The organism is Rahnella sp. PD4 (genome assembly GCF_049199325.1).
GTDB lineage: Bacteria > Pseudomonadota > Gammaproteobacteria > Enterobacterales > Enterobacteriaceae > Rahnella > Rahnella perminowiae.
Window position 1 is genome coordinate 19,514 of sequence record NZ_JBLZQF010000017.1, and the last position, 22,322, is coordinate 41,835.

Annotated in this window: 28 protein-coding genes and 1 pseudogene; 12 read left to right on the plus strand and 17 right to left on the minus strand. The window is 47.2% G+C overall.

The genetic code is table 11. From position 1 onward, the window contains the following. Positions 1–90: 90 nt before the first annotated feature. The 13 genes from rpsQ to ACOZIO_RS24575 form a co-directional block, all read right to left on the minus strand. Positions 91–345: a 30S ribosomal protein S17 gene (rpsQ, locus tag ACOZIO_RS24515; protein WP_013573693.1), complete on the minus strand. Its 255-nt coding sequence runs from the start codon at positions 343–345 to the stop codon at positions 91–93. Continuing rightward, positions 345–536: a 50S ribosomal protein L29 gene (rpmC, locus tag ACOZIO_RS24520; protein ID WP_013573692.1), complete on the minus strand. Its 192-nt coding sequence runs from the start codon at positions 534–536 to the stop codon at positions 345–347. The genes rpsQ and rpmC overlap by 1 nt, the downstream gene beginning before the upstream one ends. Beyond that, positions 536–946 (minus strand): 50S ribosomal protein L16, encoded by a 411-nt coding sequence (rplP, locus tag ACOZIO_RS24525; protein ID WP_009639183.1) that lies wholly within the window; start codon positions 944–946, stop codon positions 536–538. The genes rpmC and rplP overlap by 1 nt, the downstream gene beginning before the upstream one ends. Before the next feature lie 12 nt (positions 947–958). After that, on the minus strand, positions 959–1,657 hold the full coding sequence (gene rpsC, locus ACOZIO_RS24530) for a 30S ribosomal protein S3 (protein WP_013573691.1): 699 nt from the start codon (positions 1,655–1,657) through the stop codon (positions 959–961). 17 nt (positions 1,658–1,674) lie between these two features. Then, a complete protein-coding gene (gene rplV, locus ACOZIO_RS24535; RefSeq protein WP_004391423.1) occupies positions 1,675–2,007 on the minus strand; it encodes a 50S ribosomal protein L22 in 333 nt (110 codons plus the stop codon). Positions 2,008–2,021: 14 nt separating this feature from the next. Then, positions 2,022–2,300: a 30S ribosomal protein S19 gene (gene rpsS / locus ACOZIO_RS24540; protein ID WP_004929772.1), complete on the minus strand. Its 279-nt coding sequence runs from the start codon at positions 2,298–2,300 to the stop codon at positions 2,022–2,024. Positions 2,301–2,314: 14 nt separating this feature from the next. After that, positions 2,315–3,139, minus strand: a complete 825-nt coding sequence (gene rplB / locus ACOZIO_RS24545; protein WP_112288137.1) for a 50S ribosomal protein L2 — start codon at positions 3,137–3,139, stop codon at positions 2,315–2,317. 18 nt (positions 3,140–3,157) lie between these two features. Next, a complete protein-coding gene (rplW, locus tag ACOZIO_RS24550) occupies positions 3,158–3,460 on the minus strand; it encodes a 50S ribosomal protein L23 (protein WP_013573689.1) in 303 nt (100 codons plus the stop codon). After that, complete coding sequence (gene rplD / locus ACOZIO_RS24555; RefSeq protein ID WP_013573688.1) at positions 3,457–4,062, minus strand: 50S ribosomal protein L4; 606 nt, start codon at positions 4,060–4,062, stop codon at positions 3,457–3,459. The genes rplW and rplD overlap by 4 nt, the downstream gene beginning before the upstream one ends. A 16-nt stretch (positions 4,063–4,078) precedes the next feature. Beyond that, on the minus strand, positions 4,079–4,708 hold the full coding sequence (gene rplC, locus ACOZIO_RS24560; RefSeq protein WP_013573687.1) for a 50S ribosomal protein L3: 630 nt from the start codon (positions 4,706–4,708) through the stop codon (positions 4,079–4,081). A 33-nt stretch (positions 4,709–4,741) separates the two neighbouring features. Then, a complete protein-coding gene (rpsJ, locus tag ACOZIO_RS24565) occupies positions 4,742–5,053 on the minus strand; it encodes a 30S ribosomal protein S10 (RefSeq protein WP_009639175.1) in 312 nt (103 codons plus the stop codon). A 234-nt stretch (positions 5,054–5,287) separates the two neighbouring features. After that, the gene (locus ACOZIO_RS24570) at positions 5,288–5,773 is read right to left on the minus strand and encodes a hypothetical protein (RefSeq protein WP_129992333.1); all 486 of its coding nucleotides are present in this window, start codon (positions 5,771–5,773) and stop codon (positions 5,288–5,290) included. 7 nt (positions 5,774–5,780) lie between these two features. Continuing rightward, positions 5,781–7,316 (minus strand): AAA family ATPase, encoded by a 1,536-nt coding sequence (locus tag ACOZIO_RS24575; RefSeq protein ID WP_421595852.1) that lies wholly within the window; start codon positions 7,314–7,316, stop codon positions 5,781–5,783. A gap of 182 nt (positions 7,317–7,498) precedes the next feature. Here ACOZIO_RS24575 and gspC point away from each other — a divergent pair, with 182 nt between their 5' ends. The 12 genes from gspC to ACOZIO_RS24635 are packed head-to-tail and all read left to right on the plus strand — an operon-like array spanning position 7,499 to position 18,561. Continuing rightward, complete coding sequence (gene gspC, locus ACOZIO_RS24580; RefSeq protein WP_129955643.1) at positions 7,499–8,332, plus strand: type II secretion system protein GspC; 834 nt, start codon at positions 7,499–7,501, stop codon at positions 8,330–8,332. Then, positions 8,316–10,295, plus strand: a complete 1,980-nt coding sequence (gene gspD / locus ACOZIO_RS24585; protein ID WP_421595853.1) for a type II secretion system secretin GspD — start codon at positions 8,316–8,318, stop codon at positions 10,293–10,295. Before gspC ends, gspD begins: the two co-directional genes overlap by 17 nt. A 3-nt stretch (positions 10,296–10,298) precedes the next feature. After that, positions 10,299–11,825 (plus strand): type II secretion system ATPase GspE, encoded by a 1,527-nt coding sequence (gene gspE, locus ACOZIO_RS24590; RefSeq protein WP_421595854.1) that lies wholly within the window; start codon positions 10,299–10,301, stop codon positions 11,823–11,825. Beyond that, positions 11,822–13,039, plus strand: coding sequence for a type II secretion system inner membrane protein GspF (gene gspF / locus ACOZIO_RS24595; RefSeq protein WP_421595855.1), 1,218 nt, complete (start codon positions 11,822–11,824; stop codon positions 13,037–13,039). The genes gspE and gspF overlap by 4 nt, the downstream gene beginning before the upstream one ends. A 12-nt stretch (positions 13,040–13,051) precedes the next feature. Then, positions 13,052–13,507 (plus strand): type II secretion system major pseudopilin GspG, encoded by a 456-nt coding sequence (gene gspG / locus ACOZIO_RS24600; protein WP_129955639.1) that lies wholly within the window; start codon positions 13,052–13,054, stop codon positions 13,505–13,507. Positions 13,508–13,509: 2 nt separating this feature from the next. After that, positions 13,510–14,031 (plus strand): type II secretion system minor pseudopilin GspH, encoded by a 522-nt coding sequence (gene gspH, locus ACOZIO_RS24605; RefSeq protein WP_217233191.1) that lies wholly within the window; start codon positions 13,510–13,512, stop codon positions 14,029–14,031. Further along, positions 14,031–14,420, plus strand: coding sequence for a type II secretion system minor pseudopilin GspI (gene gspI / locus ACOZIO_RS24610; RefSeq protein WP_129955637.1), 390 nt, complete (start codon positions 14,031–14,033; stop codon positions 14,418–14,420). The genes gspH and gspI overlap by 1 nt, the downstream gene beginning before the upstream one ends. Beyond that, positions 14,417–15,100 carry a type II secretion system minor pseudopilin GspJ gene (gspJ, locus tag ACOZIO_RS24615; protein WP_421595856.1) on the plus strand — a complete coding sequence of 228 codons (684 nt, stop codon included), beginning with the start codon at positions 14,417–14,419 and terminating at the stop codon, positions 15,098–15,100. Before gspI ends, gspJ begins: the two co-directional genes overlap by 4 nt. Further along, entirely contained in the window at positions 15,093–16,079 is a 987-nt protein-coding gene (gene gspK / locus ACOZIO_RS24620) for a type II secretion system minor pseudopilin GspK (RefSeq protein WP_129955635.1), read from the plus strand. The genes gspJ and gspK overlap by 8 nt, the downstream gene beginning before the upstream one ends. After that, complete coding sequence (gspL, locus tag ACOZIO_RS24625; protein ID WP_421595857.1) at positions 16,080–17,255, plus strand: type II secretion system protein GspL; 1,176 nt, start codon at positions 16,080–16,082, stop codon at positions 17,253–17,255. Further along, positions 17,252–17,710, plus strand: a complete 459-nt coding sequence (gene gspM / locus ACOZIO_RS24630) for a type II secretion system protein GspM (RefSeq protein ID WP_421595858.1) — start codon at positions 17,252–17,254, stop codon at positions 17,708–17,710. The genes gspL and gspM overlap by 4 nt, the downstream gene beginning before the upstream one ends. Before the next feature lie 38 nt (positions 17,711–17,748). Then, entirely contained in the window at positions 17,749–18,561 is an 813-nt protein-coding gene (locus tag ACOZIO_RS24635) for a prepilin peptidase (protein WP_421595859.1), read from the plus strand. A gap of 11 nt (positions 18,562–18,572) precedes the next feature. Here the strand turns inward: ACOZIO_RS24635 and bfr are convergent, their stop codons facing one another. The 4 genes and pseudogenes from bfr to tuf all read right to left on the minus strand — a co-directional run. Beyond that, entirely contained in the window at positions 18,573–19,052 is a 480-nt protein-coding gene (bfr, locus tag ACOZIO_RS24640; RefSeq protein ID WP_129955631.1) for a bacterioferritin, read from the minus strand. Between the two features lie 84 nt (positions 19,053–19,136). Beyond that, entirely contained in the window at positions 19,137–19,331 is a 195-nt protein-coding gene (bfd, locus tag ACOZIO_RS24645) for a bacterioferritin-associated ferredoxin (RefSeq protein ID WP_129992326.1), read from the minus strand. A gap of 185 nt (positions 19,332–19,516) precedes the next feature. After that, positions 19,517–21,835 carry a glycosyl hydrolase family 18 protein gene (locus ACOZIO_RS24650; RefSeq protein WP_129955629.1) on the minus strand — a complete coding sequence of 773 codons (2,319 nt, stop codon included), beginning with the start codon at positions 21,833–21,835 and terminating at the stop codon, positions 19,517–19,519. A gap of 290 nt (positions 21,836–22,125) precedes the next feature. Continuing rightward, positions 22,126–22,322: pseudogene (gene tuf, locus ACOZIO_RS24655) on the minus strand (elongation factor Tu); the annotation flags it as partial.

Genomic DNA, 22,322 nt, shown 5'->3' on the forward strand with positions numbered 1-22,322 from the left:
CATTATAACACCGGTTCCCGATTATGGGTAGAAAAAATAAACGGCCCACGTACATGAGCCGTTTATCTATTTTTGAGAGGCGCTACTGTATTACAGAATCGCTTTCTCTACAACGCGAACCAAGGTCCAAGACTTAGTCTTAGACAGTGGACGGCATTCGCTGATTTCCACAACGTCGCCGATACCACATTCATTGTTCTCGTCATGTACGTGCAATTTAGTCGTACGTTTGATGAACTTACCGTAGATCGGGTGTTTCACCACGCGTTCAATCGCAACAACAATGGATTTTTCCATTTTGTTACTGATTACACGACCCTGCAGAGTACGGATCTTGTCAGTCATTACGCACCCGCCTTTTCAGTCAGTAAAGTTTTCACACGTGCAACATCACGACGCACTTGTTTCAACAGGTGTGTTTGCTGCAACTGACCGCTTGCCGTTTGCATGCGCAGGTTAAACTGCTCACGCAAAAGGTTCAGCAACTCAGTGTTCAGCTCTTCCACGCTTTTTTCGCGCAGCTCTTGTGCTTTCATTACATCACCGTCTTAGTTACAAAGGTGGTTTTGATAGGCAGTTTGGCTGCTGCCAGCTGGAAGGCTTCACGAGCCAGCTCTTCAGGCACACCGTCCATTTCGTACAGGACTTTACCAGGCTGGATCAAAGCAACCCAATACTCTACGTTGCCTTTACCTTTACCCATACGAACTTCGAGCGGTTTCTCGGTGATCGGTTTGTCCGGGAATACTCGGATCCAGATCTTACCTTGACGCTTAACTGCACGGGTCATCGCACGACGTGCTGCTTCAATTTGACGAGCAGTCAGACGACCACGGCCAACAGCTTTCAGACCGTAAGTGCCGAAGCTCACATCCGTACCTTGCGCAAGACCACGGTTGCGGCCCTTGTGCACCTTACGGAATTTTGTACGCTTTGGTTGTAACATCAGCGACTCTCCTTACTTGCGGCCTTTACGCTGCTGCTTTTTAGGTTGAGCAGCCGGTTCCGGTTGTTCAACTGCAGCCATACCACCCAGGATCTCACCTTTGAAGATCCATACCTTAACGCCGATTACACCGTAAGTGGTGTGCGCTTCAGATGTGTTGTAATCGATATCCGCACGCAGAGTGTGCAACGGAACACGACCTTCACGGTACCATTCAGTACGCGCGATTTCAGCACCGCCAAGGCGGCCGCTTACTTCAACTTTGATACCTTTAGCGCCAAGACGCATTGCGTTCTGTACTGCACGCTTCATAGCACGACGGAACATAACGCGACGTTCCAGCTGTGAAGTGATGCTGTCAGCAACCAATTTTGCGTCCAGTTCCGGTTTACGGACTTCGGCGATGTTAATCTGCGCAGGAACGCCAGCGATATCCGCTACGACCTTACGCAGTTTTTCGACATCTTCGCCTTTCTTGCCGATAACGATGCCAGGACGAGCAGTGTGGATAGTCACACGGATGCTCTTCGCCGGACGCTCGATAACGATGCGAGAAACGGAAGCTTTCGCCAATTCCTTAGTCAGGAATTGACGAACTTTAAAGTCGCCGTCCAGGTTGTCAGCGAAATCTTTGGTATTTGCATACCAAGTAGAGTTCCAAGGTTTGACAATACCCAGTCGAATACCATTAGGATGTACTTTCTGACCCATTGCTAGTCTCCAGAGTCTCAGCGATCGGACACAACCACAGTAATGTGGCTGGTGCGCTTCAGAATGCGATCTGCACGACCTTTAGCACGCGGCATAATGCGCTTCATGCTTGGGCCTTCGTCTACGAAAATCTTCGTGACTTTCAGATCATCGATGTCAGCGCCATCGTTGTGTTCTGCGTTAGCAATGGCAGACTCCAGCACCTTCTTAACCAGACCAGCAGCTTTCTTGTTGGTGTAGGCCAGAGTTTCCAGAGCTTGCGACACTTTCTTACCGCGAATCAGGTCAGCAACAAGGCGAACCTTCTGAGCAGAAGAACGAGCGTGGCGATGTTTAGCGATAGTTTCCATCTCTTCCTCCTACCTTAGCGCTTTTTAGCTTTTTTATCAGCCGCATGGCCGCGATAAGTACGAGTCGGCGCGAATTCACCCAGTTTGTGACCGACCATTTCATCGGAAACAAATACTGGTACGTGCTGACGACCATTATGGACAGCGATGGTCAAACCGATCATGTTAGGAAAGATCGTTGAACGACGGGACCAAGTGCGCAAAGGCTTCTTGTCACCGCTTTCCACCGCTTTCTCTACCTTCTTCAGCAAGTGCAGGTCAATAAAAGGACCTTTCTTGAGAGAACGTGGCATGGCTTATCCTCTAATTATTTTTTGCTACGGCGACGTACAATGAATTTATCAGTACGCTTGTTGCTACGGGTCTTCTTACCTTTGGTTTGAACGCCCCACGGAGTTACCGGGTGCTTACCAAAGTTACGACCTTCACCACCACCGTGTGGGTGATCGACTGGGTTCATCGCAGTACCGCGAACGGTAGGACGAATACCACGCCAACGAGCAGCACCTGCTTTACCCAGAACGCGAAGCATGTGTTCAGAGTTACCGACTTCACCTAAGGTGGCGCGGCAATCAATCTGAACTTTACGCATTTCGCCAGAGCGCAGACGCAGAGTTACGTAGGAACCGTCACGAGCAACGATCTGAACGTAGGCACCGGCTGAACGAGCCATCTGGCCGCCTTTACCTGGTTTCATTTCTACGTTATGAACCGTTGAACCTACTGGGATGTTGCGCATAGGCAGAGTGTTACCTGTCTTGATTGCAGCATCAACACCAGATTGGATCTGGTCACCCACTTTCAGGCCTTTCGGCGCCAGGATGTAACGGCGTTCGCCGTCTTTGTACAGAACCAGCGCGATATTCGCGGAACGGTTCGGATCGTACTCCAGACGCTCAACCACTGCAGCGATACCATCTTTGTTGCGTTTGAAGTCAACCAGACGATAATGCTGTTTGTGGCCACCACCGATATGACGGGTGGTGATACGGCCATTGTTGTTACGGCCACCGCTTTTGCTCAGTTTTTCAAGCAGCGGAGCATAAGGTTTACCCTTGTGCAGCTCAGGGTTAACCACTTTAACAACGTGGCGACGACCCGGAGATGTAGGTTTACATTTAACAATTGCCATTGTTCTTACTCCTCCGACTTACTCAGCGCCGCTGATGAAGTCCAGATTCTGGCCTTCTTTCAGGGTTACGTAAGCTTTTTTCCAGTCGCTACGACGACCAACACGCTGACCGTGACGTTTAACTTTGCCTTTAACCAGCAAAGTGTTCACATCTTCGACTTCGACTTCAAACAGTTTCGAAACCGCAGCTTTGATTTCCGCTTTAGTCGCGTCTTTGGCAACTTTGAGAACGATGGTGTTGTTCTTTTCCATCGCAGTAGACGCTTTTTCAGAAACGTGCGGCGCGCGCAGCACTTTCAGCAGACGTTCTTCACGAATCATGCCAGCATCTCCTCAACTTGCTTCACAGCGTCAGCAGTCATAACTACTTTGTCGAAGGCGATCAGGCTTACTGGATCGATACCTGCTACATCGCGAACGTCAACCTTGTACAGGTTACGTGCGGCCAGGAACAGATTCTCGTCGACTTCGCCAGTTACAATCAGCACGTCTTCCAGAGCCATGTCTTTCAGTTTCTGTGCCAGCAGCTTAGTTTTAGGCGCTTCTACAGAGAACGTCTCGACAACGATCAAACGATCTTGACGTACCAGTTCGGACAGAATGCTTTTCAGCGCGCCGCGGTACATCTTTTTATTTACTTTTTGACTGTGGTCCTGTGGCTTTGCAGCGAAGGTTACACCACCGGAACGCCAGATCGGGCTCTTAACAGAACCTGAACGCGCACGGCCAGTACCTTTCTGACGCCAAGGTTTTTTACCGGAACCGGTTACTTCAGCACGGGTCTTCTGAGCGCGAGTACCTTGACGGGCACCTGCTGCATAAGCAACAACGACCTGGTGTACCAGCGCTTCATTGAAATCACGCCCGAAGGTAGTTTCGGAAACAGTCAGCGCGCTCTGCGCGTCTTTCACTACTAATTCCATTCCTATCTCCTCGACGTTAAGCCTTAACAGCAGGTTTAACGATCAGGTTGCCACCGGTAGCACCCGGAACAGCACCCTTGACCAGCAGCAGGTTGCGCTCAGCGTCAACACGTACTACGTCCAGGCTTTGAACGGTTACACGCTCGTTACCCAGTTGGCCTGCCATTTTCTTGCCTTTGAACACTTTGCCCGGAGTCTGGTTCTGACCGATAGAACCCGGAACACGGTGAGACAAGGAGTTACCATGGGTAGCGTCTTGGGTACGGAAATTCCAGCGCTTAACTGTGCCAGCAAAACCTTTACCTTTAGAAGTACCGGTAACATCAACTTTCTTAACGTCTGCGAAAATTTCAACGCTAATGTTCTGACCTGCAGTAAATTCTTCACCTTCTGCAAGGCGGAATTCCCACAGACCGCGGCCAGCTTCTACGCCAGCTTTAGCGAAGTGACCCGCTTCTGGTTTGGTTACACGGTTAGCTTTTTTGCTACCAGTAGTAACCTGTACAGCGCGGTAACCGTCGTTGTCCAGGTCTTTGACCTGAGTAACGCGGTTTGCTTCAATTTCGATAACGGTTACAGGGATAGAAACGCCATCTTCAGTGAAGATACGAGTCATACCCACTTTCTTACCGACTAAACCAATCATTGTTTCAACCTCTCAATCGCTCAATGACCCTGATTAACCCAGGCTGATCTGCACGTCTACACCAGCAGCCAGATCCAGACGCATCAGAGCATCAACGGTTTTCTCGGTTGGCTCAACGATGTCAACCAGACGCTTGTGAGTGCGAATTTCATACTGATCGCGCGCATCTTTATTGACGTGCGGAGAAATCAGGATGGTAAAGCGCTCTTTGCGGGTCGGCAGCGGGATTGGACCACGAACTTGCGCACCAGTGCGCTTCGCAGTCTCAACGATTTCCGCAGTTGATTGATCGATCAGACGATGATCAAACGCTTTCAGGCGGATACGGATTCTTTGGTTCTGCATGAGACCAGAGCTCCAATTATTTTAAACGTAAATAATTACTCCTCAAACCCATTTCGATTGATGGGAGAGTGTAATCGTTCTTCACATAACCCCCATATCGGGAGTATTGTTGACCGGCAAGTAAACTTATCGGCCATCTGATTCTCATTGAATCAGACCTACCAAGATTAGGTAAGCCCGCGCATTATACTTAAACACCCGCAAGAAGCAATCTGAACTATAAAGAAAATGCTTTTATTTTGCGCTCTTCTCTTCTTGCTGCTGCTCCTGCATTGCTTTTTTCAGCCATTCTTGTAAGGGCATGTCAGGGCTTCCCTCCTCTAACTTGATGATTTGACTCTCATCACTTTCATCTGGCGGCGCCCCTTCCTGAGACTCAGTCTCCATAGATGAAGTTTCTTCAGGCAGTTCTTCCTCCGCATTTGCGTTGTCATCTGTATAGGCAGTCTGGCTAACAGCAGGCAGTGCTTTGTTCTTATAAATGTAATGCAACGGAGATTGATGATAAGGAAGAGGGGAATCTTCACTGATTTCTATACGGTGGCTTTGCCAGTTAAGGTAACTTATATGAAGATAAGTCCCGGCCACCGCGCCAGCCAACAAACATAGGCTACTTAGCATCAGGCAATACACGTTTTTTCTGAGCGGACGATGGACCGTCACCTTCACCTTTTGTTTGTTTAAATGGCTTGTGTAAGCCGATAAATGAATATTTTGCATTTTTATTTTAAAGCTCTTCTTTTGTAAGCAGTACTGGCATGTTGCCGGTACGTTTAGCGATTTGCATCAGGGTGCCTTTGCCTACCCTTCCATCAACAACAAGATCTTCCCGTTGCTGGAATAATTTAATCTTCTCAATCAAATCCTTGTCCCACCGACCCGTTTTGCTGAATGGCTGGTTCAGGATTTTACTCAACGTCATATCCAGCCAGGCGGTATCAGCTTCCGAACTCGTATTGTTGATGGTGTTTTTACCACTTGGAGTCTGCGGGAATAGTTGGATATATTCGCCGCCCCAGACTTCGTTAAACCAGCTGCGCTGAACTGTCCACGTTTCATCTTTAATAAGAATATCTAACGTCTCATCCGTGACCTTCACAACGGTAACGTAGACGGACTGCTTATCTGTTGTAATCGGACTCACCCATGGGATGCCTTCCTGCACTAAAGCCTCTAATGTCGCCTTACCCTTTTTACACGTGAGCTGTGCACGCACGGCCTGATCACAGAACGCATCATCAGTCGGCACATCATAGCCCCATACCTTAAAGAGCTGGCGCATGCCATTACGCTCATTACTGCCAACATCATTCAGTGTCTTGGCCGCTGCAGGGATTTCATGAAGTCTTTCGGAAAGCGTCAACGTCAGCGGAAGGTATGGCTTTGCATAACTGAAATAAGTCCATCCCAACACACCGCCAAAAAGCATGTAACACGCGATGAGTAGCGTGAGACATTTCTTTTTGCCAGGAGAGAGCCCCCGGGTTTCGACACAAACTTTCATTTGCCGGTAAGTGACTGACTGCGTTTTTTCTGCATATGCGCTGTTAAGTGAATCTGCTGCCAGCGCATTAATAAGCTGGAACCTCCCACCAGAAGCACTCTGCAACAATTCAATGGCCGCTTTGTTAAAAATGCCCCCTTCCCCTCCGGCTGCTTGCAATCTTTGGGACAGATAATCCGATGTTTCTGCGAAATTCATCGGAGAAAGTGAATAAACCGCATGGGGTAGCCCCTTCTTATGCCGCCTGCTGCCTGCGCCTCCCTTATGTTCTTCTACTAACAGGAACGAGACGCGCAGAGATTGCGGATACGCTTTGAATGTCCGTAAAAATTCATAACTTTCTGCCGTGAGGTTTTCAGCATTATCAACGACAACCAGCCATGGCTCTGTGATATTTCCATGATGCTCAAAGGATTCTGCGATTCGCATGGTTACAATCGAGGGCGGTAATGCGCGCCATTTTTTCAACTGAAAACAACAAGCTAGCAATTGCCCCAAACTCTCGCTGTCTGCTCCGTTCAAGGAAGCCGCACTTAAATGTAATACCCTGCGCTGGCTCCTTCGGGCAATCTCATGCGCCAGTCGTGTTTTGCCAACGCCTTTATTACCACTGAGTATCGCGACACCTCCCAGATTGAGCTTCTGCAGAATGAAATCCTGGGCGGCTAATAAACGTATATTATTGAAATAATTACCATCCTCAAAAGGAGAGGTGATGAATTTAAAGTAATCACAGTACATACCAATGTCCATAACCATTTATACATTCAATGAATGTTTTTAAATAAAAAAAACCGAAAGAGGAATAAATCTGAAAATCAAGAATCACAACCTCATTCATATTGAACATGTATTAATGTGAATCAATGTTTTTCTACGTATAATATAGCTTAATAAGTAACCCACTGGAATAATGAAAGCACAAAGGAATGATCCAACACATGTATGCCGCCTGGAATAAAGGACATTGGCCGAAGATATCATTGAAGATCGGAATGTTTATTCTCATAACATTCACCTGCATAATGATTTGTTGCTCAATAATCGCTGTTACTGTACTAAATAGCCGGGAAAGCATTAAGAGCATACCCAAGACCTCCGGTGAGGCCAAAACGCTTGTAAATATACCGGGCACACTCTTTGAGAAACCCAAAAAATCAGCGATTAAAGAGGCAACTCCGCCACCCGCCGTGAGCGTGAAACTCCCCTTACTCCTTAAGGGCGTTCTGACAAGTACTGACACCCGGCGCTCACTGGCTATCCTCCAGGGGCCGTCAGGTCAACAAAGTTATCGTGAAGGCGAAAAGCTCGCTGATGTGGAAAATGCTTACTTGGAGTCGGTAAAAGCAGATGAAGTTCAAATACGAACTCCCAGGGGAATAGCGATTTTATACCTCAATGATAAATCTCGGGAAAATAAACATCTTAAACCAGAAAAAGAGAAGGCTAACAAAGAACATGCAAAATACTTAATGCATTATTTAGTTGCCAACCCCATATATAAAGATGAGAAACTTACAGGTTATAGATTTAACCCCAGAACGAACAGTAATATTTATCTTAGAGCGGGACTTATTCCCGGTGAGGTCGTCATTAAAATAAACGGACAACCTCTTGACGACACCGCAACAGCAGATAAATACATTGAACAACTGGCAAGCCTGAGGGATGTACAACTTACCGTTCTGAGAGAAAGCCAACTTCAGAATATCTATATAAATTTAGCCACTATCGAAACATCGTTGGATACTGAAAGTCATGAAGAAGTTCATTAACCCTCTCTTAGTAAAGGCATGCATATTATTTGCTACCCTTCCAGGAATTGTACATGCGGAAGAATTTACTGCGAGTTTTAAGGGCACGGATATTAAAGAGTTTATTGATACGGTAAGCAAAAATCTGAATAAAACTATTCTTATCGATCCTTCCGTGCAGGGGACTGTTTCTGTCAGAAGTTATGATGTCTTGAATGAAGAACAATACTATCAATTTTTCCTAAGTGTGCTGGATATCTATGGTTTTGCGGTGATCCCCATGGATAACGGGCTACTGAAGGTCGTACGTTCAGCGAATGCCAAAATGTCTGGTGTTCCCGTCGCGGATAAAAACAGTCCCGGTAAGGGAGATGAAATTGTTACCCGCGTCATTACGCTTGTTAACGTGCCGGTCAGAGAACTGGCGCCTTTGCTTCGCCAGATGAATGACAGTACAGGCGTAGGGAATGTTGTTCATTACGAACCCTCCAATGTTTTGCTTCTGACTGGCCGGGCATCGGTGGTCAACCGGCTCATTAATCTGGTCGAACGCGTTGACGCGATGGGCAACCAGCAAAGACAAACCATCAAACTAAAATATGCTTCTGCTCCCGAAATGGCTGAGATGATGAACAACCTGGTTCGTGAAGAATCAAAAGGACAATCATCATCCATATTACAAGCCAAAATTGTCGCCGATGAAAGAACCAACACGCTCATTGTCAGCGGGCCAGAGAGCGTACGAAGCCGCGCAGCAAAACTGGTTAATCAGCTGGATAAAGACCAGTCTTCTCAGGGCAACACCCGTGTTTTCTATCTGAAATATGCCAAAGCGGAAAAGATCGTTCCCGTTCTGACAGGCATTACTCAGGAGATGAAAGAAGGCAAAACTGCTCAGACTTCGGCAGCCTCTAACAAACCTATGAGCATCACGGCTGATGAGCAAACCAACTCCATCGTTATTACTGCTCAGCAAGATGTGATGCAGTCACTTGAGCAGGTCATCACCAAGCTTGATATCCGCCGGGCACAGGTGCTAGTCGAGGCCATTATTGTTGAAGTACAGGATGGTAACGGGCTCAATTTGGGTATCCAGTGGAGTAACAACCAGGTTGGTGGAACACAATTTACCGGTACAGGCGCGCCAATATCGACCGTTGCACCCGGAGTACGTCAGTACAAAAAAGAAGGCGTTATCAGCAGCGATAACCCTCTGAGCAGCACTTTGCAGACCTTCAATGGCATGACCGCAGGCTTCTTTAGCGGTGACTGGAACGTCTTACTCACTGCGTTATCTACCAGTAATAAAAACGATATTCTTGCCACGCCAAGCATTGTCACCCTTGATAATAAAGAAGCCTCATTCAATGTCGGTCAGGAAGTCCCTTCCCTTTCCGGCTCACAAACCACGTCTGGCGATAACATTTATAGCAGTGTGGTTTACAAAACCGTCGGCACAAAATTAAAGGTCACACCGCAGATCAATGAAGGTGACTCTGTCCTGATGGACATCGAACAGGAAGTTTCCAGCGTTGATACTTCAACTAACTCGACTCTTGGCCCCACCTTCAATACCCGAACCATTTCTAATGCCGTGCTGGTTCGTACGGGTGAAACTGTGGTTCTGGGCGGCTTACTGGATGACAGCACCAAAGAAACCAAATCCAAAGTGCCGCTGTTGGGTGATATCCCATGGGTAGGCAATTTGTTCCGCTACACCAGCACTGAATCAGCAAAACGTAATCTGATGGTATTTATCAGGCCGACCATTATTCGCGATGATGAAGTTTACTCTTCCCTTTCCAATAAGAAATATTCGCATTTTCAAAAGCTTCAGAAAACACGTCAGGCTGAAGATCATGAAGATCTGCTCACACCCAATACTCGTTCTGTTTTGCCTGACTACCCTGAGAATAAAGCGCCAAAAACCGCCATACCGGCCACGCCTAATACCGGCAAACCTCGTAATCCGTTTAGTGGATAAGCCATGAACAAGGATAACGAATTGTCACAAAAATCCGCTGTAGAACAATCAGTTCCTGTTCTGCCTTATGCTTATGCCAAACAAAAAGGCGTCACGCGGCTTAATGACGTGCTTTTTTGCCGTCAGGACATTTCAGTGGAAACCCTGCTCGAGGCACGTCGGGTTATGGGGGAAATAACGTCAGTCGAAATAGTGGAAACTACGCTGTTCGATGAAAAGTTATCCGCAACCTATCAGCGTAGCAGCGGCGAATCGCAACAAATTATTGATGATATTGATAACGAGGTCGATCTTCTGTCTTTGTCTGAGGAATTACCGGATAACGAAGATCTGCTGGCCAGTGATGAGAATTCGCCGATCATCCGCCTGATTAATGCAGTGCTTTCTGAAGCCGTCAAAGAGGGCGCTTCGGATATTCATATCGAAACCTTCGAACGCATGCTCAGTATCCGGTTTCGTATCGACGGTGTATTACGGCAAATCCTGCAACCTGCCCGCAAGCTGGCGCCTTTTCTGGTATCGCGTATCAAGGTGATGGCAAAACTGGACATCGCCGAAAAACGTTTACCTCAGGATGGGCGTATTTCGCTACGTATTGGTCACCGGGCGATCGATATCCGCGTATCGACCATTCCTGCTCAATATGGTGAACGTGTCGTGATGCGTCTTCTGGATAAAAATAATTTATGCCTCGATATTTCACAACTGGGTCTGTCTAGGCAGGATGAACAACAGCTGTCGGCATTAATCCATAAACCTCACGGGATTATTCTGGTCACCGGGCCGACTGGCTCAGGTAAAAGCACGACCCTGTACGCCGTTCTCTCGGCCCTCAACAATAACGAGCGTAACATTCTCACCGTCGAAGACCCGATTGAGTATGAACTGGAAGGTGTGGGGCAAACACAAGTTAACCCCCGCGTCGATATGACATTTGCTCTCGGTTTGCGGGCGATTTTGCGTCAGGACCCGGATGTCGTCATGGTCGGTGAGATCCGCGATAATGAAACAGCTCAAATCGCGGTACAAGCTTCACTGACCGGCCATCTGGTGATGTCAACCTTGCATACGAATAGTGCCGTCGGTGCCATCACCCGCTTACGGGATATGGGTCTGGAGCCTTTCCTTCTCGCCTCTTCGTTATTAGGTGTAGTAGCTCAGCGACTTGTGCGACGTCTGTGTCCGCATTGTGCACGGCCGTTCCCGTTAGAGGAGTCTCACCTTCCTTTATTCCACTTTCTGCCTGAGCCACCCTCCTCTGTTTTTAAAGCTGTAGGATGTTCTCATTGCCATTTCACAGGCTATAAAGGCAGGGCCGCCATCCACGAATGTATGGTGGTTGATAACGCTATACGTCAGGCAATTCATGAGAATCAGGATGAATTTTCCATTGAGAATATTCATCGCAAAACCGCCCGAAGCTTGCGGGAAAATGGCCTGCTTAAAGCCATCAGCGGCGAGACTACACTGGAAGAAGTGATCAGAGTTACTGCTGAACAAGAGATAGCGACACAGGGAACAATCTCATGAGTCGCTTCGCCTTTCATGCTACCTCCCCGACGGGCAAAACGCAGCGGGGAGTCATTGACGCTGATTCTCTGCGTCTGGCGCGTCAGATTGTGCGTGAGCGGGGTTTAACACTTCTTGAAATAAAGCCGGTTGGCAACCCGCTGATAGCTGGAAATAGTAAAAGTAAGGGATTGAAAACGCGTGTCCCCTCACATGCTGTTTCACTGTTTTCGCGCCAGCTCGCCACATTAACCAATGCAGCCCTGCCCGTAGAAGCCGCACTTGCCGTCATTGCCCGGCAAACCGAGCACGCCGGACTGACGCAAGTGCTCACCACCGTTCGTAACAAAGTGGTGGAAGGGTATACACTTGCCGATGCGTTATCTGATTTTCCTCGCATATTTGATCCGATGTTCAGGACTCTGGTCACCGCAGGTGAAAGAACGGGTCAACTCGGCACCGTACTGGAGAAAATGGCGGATTATTATGAAATCCGCCAGCAGATCAAAAGCAAGTTGTCACAAGCCATGATCTATCCGGCCATGCTCACCCTGGTTGCCATTCTGGTGATCGTCATTTTACTGGTTGCCGTTGTCCCGCAAATCATTGAGCAGTTTGTGCATATGAAACATACGCTGCCTGTGACCACCCGTATTTTAATCGGTGTCAGCGGTTTCCTGGAACGTGAATGGTGGCTGATTGCCATCGTGGTTATCGCTGGCATCGGTACCTTCAGGCTAGCTCTGCGCCGTAAAAATAATCGTATGCGTTTTCATACGATGTTGCTTGGCGTTGTCGTGGTCGGGCCGCTGATCAGGGCCATCAATAGTGCCCGATATGCCCGCACTCTCAGTATCTTGCAATCGAGCGGTGTTCCTTTACTTGATGCGATGAAAATCTCAACAGAAGGGATAACTAACCTGCGGATCCACTATTTACTTACTCAGGCGGCAGAACATGTTCGTCAGGGCAGTTCGCTGTTTGCTGTTCTGGAACAAACCCGTCTCTTCCCTCCCATGATGCTTTACATGATTGCTTCCGGCGAGCAAAGCGGACGTCTTGGCGAGCTTATGGCACACGCGGCCGACAATCAGGACAAGCTGATGCAGCACCGGCTTTCAATGGTATTAGCACTGTTTGAACCCCTGCTGATTGTCACGATGGCCAGTATTGTTTTGTTCATCATCATGTCGATTTTACAACCGATTCTCCAGCTTAATAATCTGGTCAGTTAAAGGTACAACTCAATGTTAAATACTCAAAAAAATCATCCCGTTATTCCTAAGAAGCAACAAGGTTTTACATTAATCGAACTGATGGTGGTTATCGTCATTCTCGGCGTGCTGGCGGCGCTCGTTGTTCCTAATGTCATGGGCAACAAAGAACGGGCTGATACACAAAAAGCCGTCAGCGATATCGTCGCCCTCGAGAACGCCCTCGACATGTATAAGCTGGATAACCATCGCTATCCGACAACCGAACAAACTCTGGAAGCTCTTGTCACTTTACCTACCCTGAGTCCATTACCAACCAATTACCGTAATGACGGGTATATAAAGCGTTTACCCGCTGACCCCTGGGGCAACGAATACATGTTAGTCAGCCCGGGTGAACATGGGGCTATCGATGTTTTTTCTGCCGGGCCTGACAGTGAGCCCAACACTGCGGATGACATCAAGAACTGGGTTGAGAAGGATCAGTAACTTTGTCCGCAGCCAAACAATCCGGCTTTACGCTGCTGGAAATACTGATGGTGTTGGCTATTTTCGCTATTGCAGCAGGGGTAGTCATCATGGTTTTACCGTCTGACAACTCACAAATTCAACGCGCTGAGCAAATGAAAACAGTGATGGAATATGCTTCTGAGCGTGCCGTGTTGGAAGGAAAGCCGCTCGGGATTTCTTTAACGGCCGGCGCTTATCGGTTTGTGGTTTTAGGTGGCACGCTACCGTTAATACCACAAACACGTGAGCCTCAGTGGGAAGAGATTGAATCTTCCCGCATGCCTGTCAGCGGTGAATTAGCGGGAAACGAAACCCTTTCGCTCAGCCCGTTCGCACTCAATAAATCAATCAACCGTCCACCACAGATTGTTTTTATGCCCGACGGAACACTTTCAGTATTTGAACTCAGTTTCACTTCGTCTGCATCGGAACCGGCTTGTTGCAGCATCATTTCTGAAGGACGACTGCCACTGATATTACATGTCAGAAGGTCTGAAAAATAATGTGCATATCTTCAACACCTGACGCTAAAAATCAGCAAGGTATGACCCTGATAGAAGTGATCATTGCCCTTGGCATCTTTGCCACGGCTGCGCTGGCGTTACTGAACAGTATGAGTTCGCAAATGAGCGCTGTAGACCATCTGCAAACTTCTCTCTTTGCCAGCTGGGTTGCTGAAAATACGCTGATAGAAGCACAGATCAAATCTGCGAAAAAAGAAAAAGGACAAGTGGCACTGGCCGGCCAGGAGTGGTTCGTTGAACAGCAAGTCACACAAGATAAAAACAACAAAATTAGCCAGAACCAGGTACAGGTTTTTCAGGCTGAAGATACACGTTCGCCGCTCCTTTCCGTTAGCAGCTGGACTCAGATAATGGCAAAAAAACCATGAGCAGCCAGCCGGTAGGCAAACAACAGGGGTTCACGCTGATTGAAGTTATGATTGCGATGGCGATATTTGCACTATTAAGCCTGCTGGCTTATCAGATCCTTTCCGCATCCGTAAAAAACAGTGAAATGGCGCAAGAACACACGGCAAGACTGACCGCGATTCAGACAGCATTTTCTTTGATGGAACGGGATCTCACCCAGATATTGCCCCGGAAAATCGCTGAGAAAGAGGCTTTTTTATCCGCCTCTGAGACGTCATTAAGTTTTACTACCATTGGTAGTTATTCTGCCTCAGCACCCTTATCTGCCAGTGACCTTATCCAGGCTACCTGGACATTTACCCACCACACACTAACGCGAAGTGCACAATCTCTTCCTTCCCGGCCACTGAAAGATTCTTCACCGATTCCCGCCGTTACCCTGCTGACAGGTGTGAACTCTCTGCATTGGCGATTCTATACCGGCAACTGGAGCAATAACTGGAACAACAAGAATGCTTTTCCCAACGTTATTGAACTCGTTGTCACGCTGGACGACATAGGAGAAATACGTCGGTTATTTCTTCTGCCTCAAACCATTGAGGAGATGAATACTGAATCAGCGGAAAAAGCGCCGGAGCAAAGCGGTACGGAATCCGCCGCTCCGATGCCCTTAAACGGGGAGAGCGTCATTAATGAGTAAGCAACAAGGTGTAGCACTACTGATTGTTTTAATGATCCTTGCCATTATGGCTGCATTGGCAGCAAAAATGACGCTGCAATTTCAGGTCAGCCATCAGCGCCAAAGCTGGTTGCTCAATCAACAGCAATTACGCTGGCTAACCTTTGCCGCCGAAGAAATTGCTTTGCCGCAACTCCGAAATGAAATGATTGAAAATCCTACCCGCAACAGTCTTGATCTATTTGCTGTTCAGCAAGGTAACTTCACCGGACAGGACGGGTTTTCAGTGGACTATATTATTGCGGATGGACAAAACTGTTTTAACCTTAACAGTCTGCGTAATAACGCACCTGATACGAAGTCAGAGGATGAACCGTACAATACGCAGGTACTGAAACAGCTTCTTCTCAATGCGCAGGCAACATCCGTTGAAACTGAACGGTTCGTTGATACTCTCAGCGATTATCTGGATGCCGATAACGAAGCCCGAACTTCCGGTGCTGAATCCGGGTATTACGAAACGCTGGCAATGCCCCGCGCTGCAGCTAACCAACGTCTTTTTTCCCTGAATGAACTGGCGTTACTCCCCGATCTTCCTCGTCTGCCACTCAACCAGATCCGCCAACAGCTTTGCATCCTCCCCGAAGAGTCTCAGCAAATTAACATCAATACGCTGACCGAAGAGCAGGCCCCCCTGTTGAGCGCCTTATTTCTGGGAGGGATTAATCAGGAGGACGCGATGGCATTAATTTCAGCGCGGCCACGCAGAGGCTGGGTTTCTGTTGACGCTTTTCTGAAAGAGGCAAAAAAACAGCGATTTACGCTGGAAATCCAAAGCAGTCAATTAAAGCCTCTGCTGACGGTACGCAGCCAGTACTTCGTACTCTATACGCTAGGGCGGTTTGAAGAACAGCAAAATGCTATGACCAGTTTTGTGCAATTCAATCCAAAGGATTCAAAAATCACAATTTATCAGCGACGCTATCGGGTAATTGAGTAAATGGAACAACTTCATCTGGCCAACAGGCTATTTATCAGGGCTGGCACTTCGCCAGAGCACTCAGTTTATTGGTTCGCGGATCAGGCAGAATGTGATGAAGATATTCATTGCCTGCCGGATACAGGACATTTATCAGCACTCGCCACACAACCTGCGGCACAAAATGTTTGTCTGTTCATCCCGGCCAGTGAAGTCATTTTTCGCCAGATCGTACTGCCTCAGCGCGCGAGTAAAATTACCCGCCAGATGATTGGTTATCTGACTGAGGAAAGTATTGCCGGCGATATCGACACATTGCATTGGGTGGAACTTTATCGTGAAGAGCAGACACTATTTGTGGCGGGTATTGAAGCAGATTATTTAAAAAATTGTCTGCAGCGATTTAGCGATGCAGGACTGACAATAAAGCACATTTATATTGATGCCTTGCTGCTGCCATGGCATGAAGAAGGCTGGTCGATAATGAGGCTTGATGAGCACTGGATCCTTCGACAATCAGAATACTCAGGCTGCCAGGTTGAGCAGGTCTTGCTCGATACGCTGCTTAAAATTGCAACGCCGGAAACCTTATATTATTACGGGGAGGAACAAGAAATCTCTTCTGACTGGGTACGCGCTGACCTGCCTTTCCATCCCCTGATTATGATGAAAAATAATTCTTCATCTGCAGTAAACCTGCTGCAGGGAGAGTTCGCCGTGCGTAAAGAGGAACCCGCCTGGGGGCGGCATCTTCAACGGGTGGCAGCAAGCATGATGATATTCACGGTAATAGTGATGATCAGTGCCAAACTTTTTACCTGGTGGCAGGTTTCACAGCAAGAATCGTTACTGAAAAACGAGATGCTGGCACTGCATCAGACCTGGTTTCCGCAGGACAAGCACACCCGTAATGTAAAGTTCTATTTTGAACAAAATATCAAAAAGGCGCCCACGGCCTTTCTTCCTGCACTGGCGAAGCTCACCGCTTACCAGCAGGAGATCCCGCAAATTACCATCGATAAATTAGATTTTCAGCAAAAGACCAAGCAGTTCACCCTGCAGGTGACGACTGATGACCGGGCGGCGATTGATGATTTTGTCGAACGGACAGACAGCGATTTTCACTTTGCTATTTCAAATTTAGCTACGTCTTCAGCGGGCATCACCGCTACGCTGACTCAGCGGAGTAATTCATGAAACAGTGGCTGATGCTTAAAGATAAACGAGAAAGATGGCTAATACTGATTGCCGCGTTTCTATTGGCAGTGGCTTGTGTCTGGTACGGCATTTTGACCCCGCTCAACAGCCGGATCGCCCAATCCCGGGTACGGATCAACACGCAACACCACCAGCTTGAATGGATGGTTCAGCAGACACAACAGCTCGGCGCGCCTTCAGGAGGGAAGGTCCAGAAAGATAAACTGACGGAAGCCATCAATACCTCAGCGACACATTTATCCCTGCAATTGCCTCAGCTCCTCGCAGACGAACGGGGGATTACCCTCAGCTACGAGCAGATTTCTTACGCCGAACTTTTGCGCTGGCTTGAAGTTCTCAGCCAGGAATACGATATTCAGGTCGTGGCAATAACGATAGTGACGGGGACCGGGCAAACAGGCAGCGTAAGTGTTCCACAACTCACACTACGCTAAGCAGCAAAGCATTTCACATGAGCGAGGGATGGCAGCACATGGCACATATCACTTCATTATACGGCGGATTTTATCATACCGCTGTCGCCATATTAGGGTTGCTGATGGGCAGCTTCTTAAACGTTGTCGTCTATCGCCTGACGCTGATGATTCAAAACAGCGGCGCACCGGCCGGCAGTCGCTTCAATCTGAGTTTTCCGGCATCGCACTGTCCGGCCTGTAAACATTCACTGAAATACTGGCAAAACATACCCTTGCTGAGCTGGCTACTGTTAAGAGGAAGATGTCATTATTGTGGTATCGCTATTTCAAAGAGATACCCTTTCACTGAAATCATTTGCGCAGCCCTGTTTCTCGGCATCTCCTTCTTATTTGTAACCCCCGTGAGCCTGGTAAGTGCACTGCTATTGTTCTGGTTTCTTTTGGCGCTAAGCCTGATAGACCTCGCCACTTACCTGCTTCCGGACCGGCTGACGCTGCCATTACTCTGGGCAGGGTTACTCATTCACTCCGTAGCGGGCAATGTTTCGCTTCAGGATTCAGTCTATGGTGCTGCTGCCGGCTATATTGCACTGTGGACTTTATACTGGGGAGTCAAATTAGTCAGTGGCAAAGATGGGATGGGATATGGTGATTTCAAACTATTGGCGGCGCTAGGCGCCTGGGTCGGCTGGCAGATGTTACCCTGTTTGTGCATTCTGGCCGCGCTGACAGGCATTGTGTTCGCGCTGATCCGTGTGGTTTTTTACAAATTGCCGGGGCAAATACCTTTCGGCCCCTGCCTGGCTCTGGCAGGCGCACTGGTTTACATCAGCCAGGAAAGCAAAACCCTCTGGCTGATGTTTAGCTAAAACACCCGAGATTATTGCGACTCTTCTTTCAGCTGAGACTGGATGTAATTCTGAATGCCAATACGCCCGATGAGTTCCAGTTCAGTTTCCAGCCAGTCGATGTGATGCTCTTCATCAGCAAGGATAGTAATCATTAAATCGCGGCTGACGTAATCATGCACCGAGTCGGCATAGGCAATGCCTTCGCGTAAGTCTTTCGCCCCTTCAAGTTCCAGCAGCAAATCAGACTTCAGCATTTCCTCAACATCTTCGCCGATATTGAGCTTGCCAAGATCCTGCAAGTTAGGAATGCCTTCCAGGAAAAGGATCCGCTCAATATAGATATCGGCGTGCTTCATTTCATCAATGGATTCGTGATATTCGATACCGTTGAGGCGCATCAGCCCCCAGTTCTTAAACATGCGGGCATGCAAAAAATACTGATTGATGGCAACCAGTTCATTTCCAAGAAGTTTATTGAGGTGAGCAATGACTTTTTTATCGCCTTTCATAGGTAACTCCTCCGTTCCGGTACCTAAAGCGTAGATCCGGTTCAGAGTAAGTCAAAGAAAACACCTACTTTTTAGCGATGTATTTCAGGCGATATTGTCTAGCTGCGGTATCTGCTGTAATTCGTCTTCCATTATCTGGCGCGCAACACGTACACACTTACCGCACTGCGTACCGACAGGAACAAAGTTTCTGAGTTGCTGAAACGTCTGAGGCTGATAACGACGAACCACCTGCCGTATCGTTTTATCACTGACACTGTTGCATAAACACACGTACATAGAAACCACACATCGCATAAAACTTAAGCTAACTGTAAATGAGAATGGTTAGTATTGCAAATCTCATCGCCAACAAATTTCTGGTCACCGTACTTGCAGAAAAGGGCCGGTCCCCGTCGGGAAGCCAGCCCTTACCTTCATGTTATTACATTATTCTTAAATCCATATTTCATGAAAATGAAATATTACTTTTTCAGTACTTCCGGTGTAACCGTCAGATGCGATAACACTTTCAGACGTTTTGCGCCTGACGTGCTTCCATCAGCAAGAACAAATGAAAACTCGTCGCCTGCTTTTGCTCTCGCATAATCATAGGTTGAATAAAGGTGATTTAAAGCATATTCACCCCACGCGTCGCTGTATTTACTTGCGTTTTTACTCACCCTATCCATCAGATAAAATGAACCTGAGAGTTCCGAACTGGTAATTTTTCCATTGCTGTCTTTATGGTCAATAACCAGATTCAGGTATTGCCGTGATTGCATAAGCTCCGTATCAAGTACCACGTTGAAGGCTAACTGGCCATGCCATTCATCAAAATAAGTTTTTTGCACATCCTGAATATCAGCAGTATTTAGCATGTCCTGAGTCGTAGTGAAACTCCCATACACTTTACTTTCATCTTCAGCATCAACAATACTCACCAGTGAAGCTGGTTCCAGACCAAGGCCGACCGGCATGCAGAGAGAGATGGTTTCTCCACCGGTATCTGCTACACCACAATTGTGGGCATTCTGGCCTTTCCCTAAACCTGTTGAAAACAACACTCTACCTTCCGTGTTCTTAACAAAAAAATCAAATCTTCTATTATTATAGCTCGTGCGATCCATATCCCATTTGACGGTAACAGTCGCATTATCATCGGCAATGTTACGCCCGGTATGTAAGTTTGTAATATGCGGCTCATCAGCAGGTTTAGACAGAACACTTTTAACAATGGCGCCTAATTCATGTGATGAAGTATCACCACTCAGATCCCATATTATTGCCCCACCGAAGCCCTGTGCATTAATGTAATCTACTTTCTCCTGAACCGACTGCGGATCATCATAGGTGATAAATTCTTTTGTTTTAGCATTATAAAGATAAGGCACACCAGATTCGCTATCCCAGTAACGGGCATAATCCGCATTGGCCAGTTTATCTTTCAGTACATACCATGGATTGGTTCCGGTAAATTCTCCGACATCATCCCATGCACCATGAATCGATGCAGAACCCGTTGCGAACAGACCTGGAAGACCAGGGATGATTTCAGTGGCTGCCACATCACCCCATGCACGACCATAATAAGGAATACCCATCATCAGCTTACTCTTCGGAACCTGCCAGGTGGTGGCGTATTCCTGCATTGCTGAGGAAACATTGAGTTTAGGATCAGCATCCTGGCGGTTGGCATATAATGGAGCATTATGACCGGTGATAGGATCAAATGCGCCGTGTATGTCATAGGCCATGACGTTTACTGAATCCAACAGTGGCGTAGTTTCGGCAGGGTTTATGAATTCTATATTCTTATGATTCGTGGTGACGGCTGCCGATAACTGGAAATAAATATCATTTTGTAAACCAGCAGTATCGAGCTTGCTGCGTAAAACTTTAATCAGGTTGGTAAATTGTGCTTTTTCCTGATCATTATCTGGATATTCCCAGTCAATATCTACGCCATGGAATTTCCATTTCAGCACATAATCTACAATACTTTGCGCTAAACGTTCAGTACCTTCCTGGGTTGCTGTTGCCGCTTCGAACACACCTTCTTGTGAATTATCCCACCCGCCTATTGATAACATATTAGTGATACCGCGGTAGTTGGCGATATCCGCAATTTCTTTCATCAACTCTGGCGCTTTAGCCGTATCATGAGCCGTAATGACACCATTCTTTATCACAGCAAAACCATAGTTCAGATGTGAAATCTGGTCAGTCGCAATCTTATCCGGTGTAAAGTAGTTATGAGCCTCGTAAACTCCCCACTCAGGGAAATACCCGATAACTTTCCGCTGAGCGGCAACTTTGGCCTTAGTGTCTGCCTGATACTGCAGTGCTTTTTCCCCAGTCCATGGCGTAAAATAGTAAGTCCCTAAAATATTAGACTGAAGGTTTGTTGGCTCACCTTTCAACCAGACTGAATTTTCGCCAGGAATTTCTCCCGGATTCGCCCACCATTGGTTTGTCCAGTAGTAGCCATTGTAGCGAACTTTTGTTTGAGGGGTGCTGTATGCCTTATCCGCATCATAGCTCGGGGTATTGATAACGTTATAATCTAAATTCGCAACAACAACCGTTTCCCTGCCAGGGAAATTATTCCCTACCCCGTATGATTCTCCATCAGTGGTAGTTCCAAATACTAACCAGGTTGCACCATTATCTGTTGTGCGCATCATAGTGGCACCATTGGTGCCCTCAATCTGGTTGGTATCATCATTGGCTTTTAATTCTGCCATTGCTGAGGCAGAAACGAGAGACAACGACACCAATGCGGCGATATATTTCAGCTTCATAAATAATCCTTATTTATATATCCAATATTAATAGAATGACTGATAATTTCCATTATCAAAATAATCATACCAATTATTATTTTTTGTGAATAATTCAAATAAAGTATATGAAAGCATCTTTGATACATTAAAAGTATATTTAAATTATTTAATAATGAGAGGGATTGAGAATATACGCCGCGTTAATATATGCAGGATCTATTTTTAATAGATAAAAATAACGAGAGGAAATATATGATATAAAAAAAGGGTGCCGAAGCACCCTTTTATTTTGCATAAACTATCAGCGATTAAGCGATAACTTTAGCAACAACACCAGCACCTACAGTACGGCCGCCTTCACGGATTGCGAAACGCAGACCGTCATCCATCGCGATTGGGTGGATCAGCGTAACAACCATGTTCACGTTGTCACCAGGCATTACCATCTCAACGCCTTCTGGCAGTTCGATAGTACCGGTCACGTCAGTTGTACGGAAGTAGAACT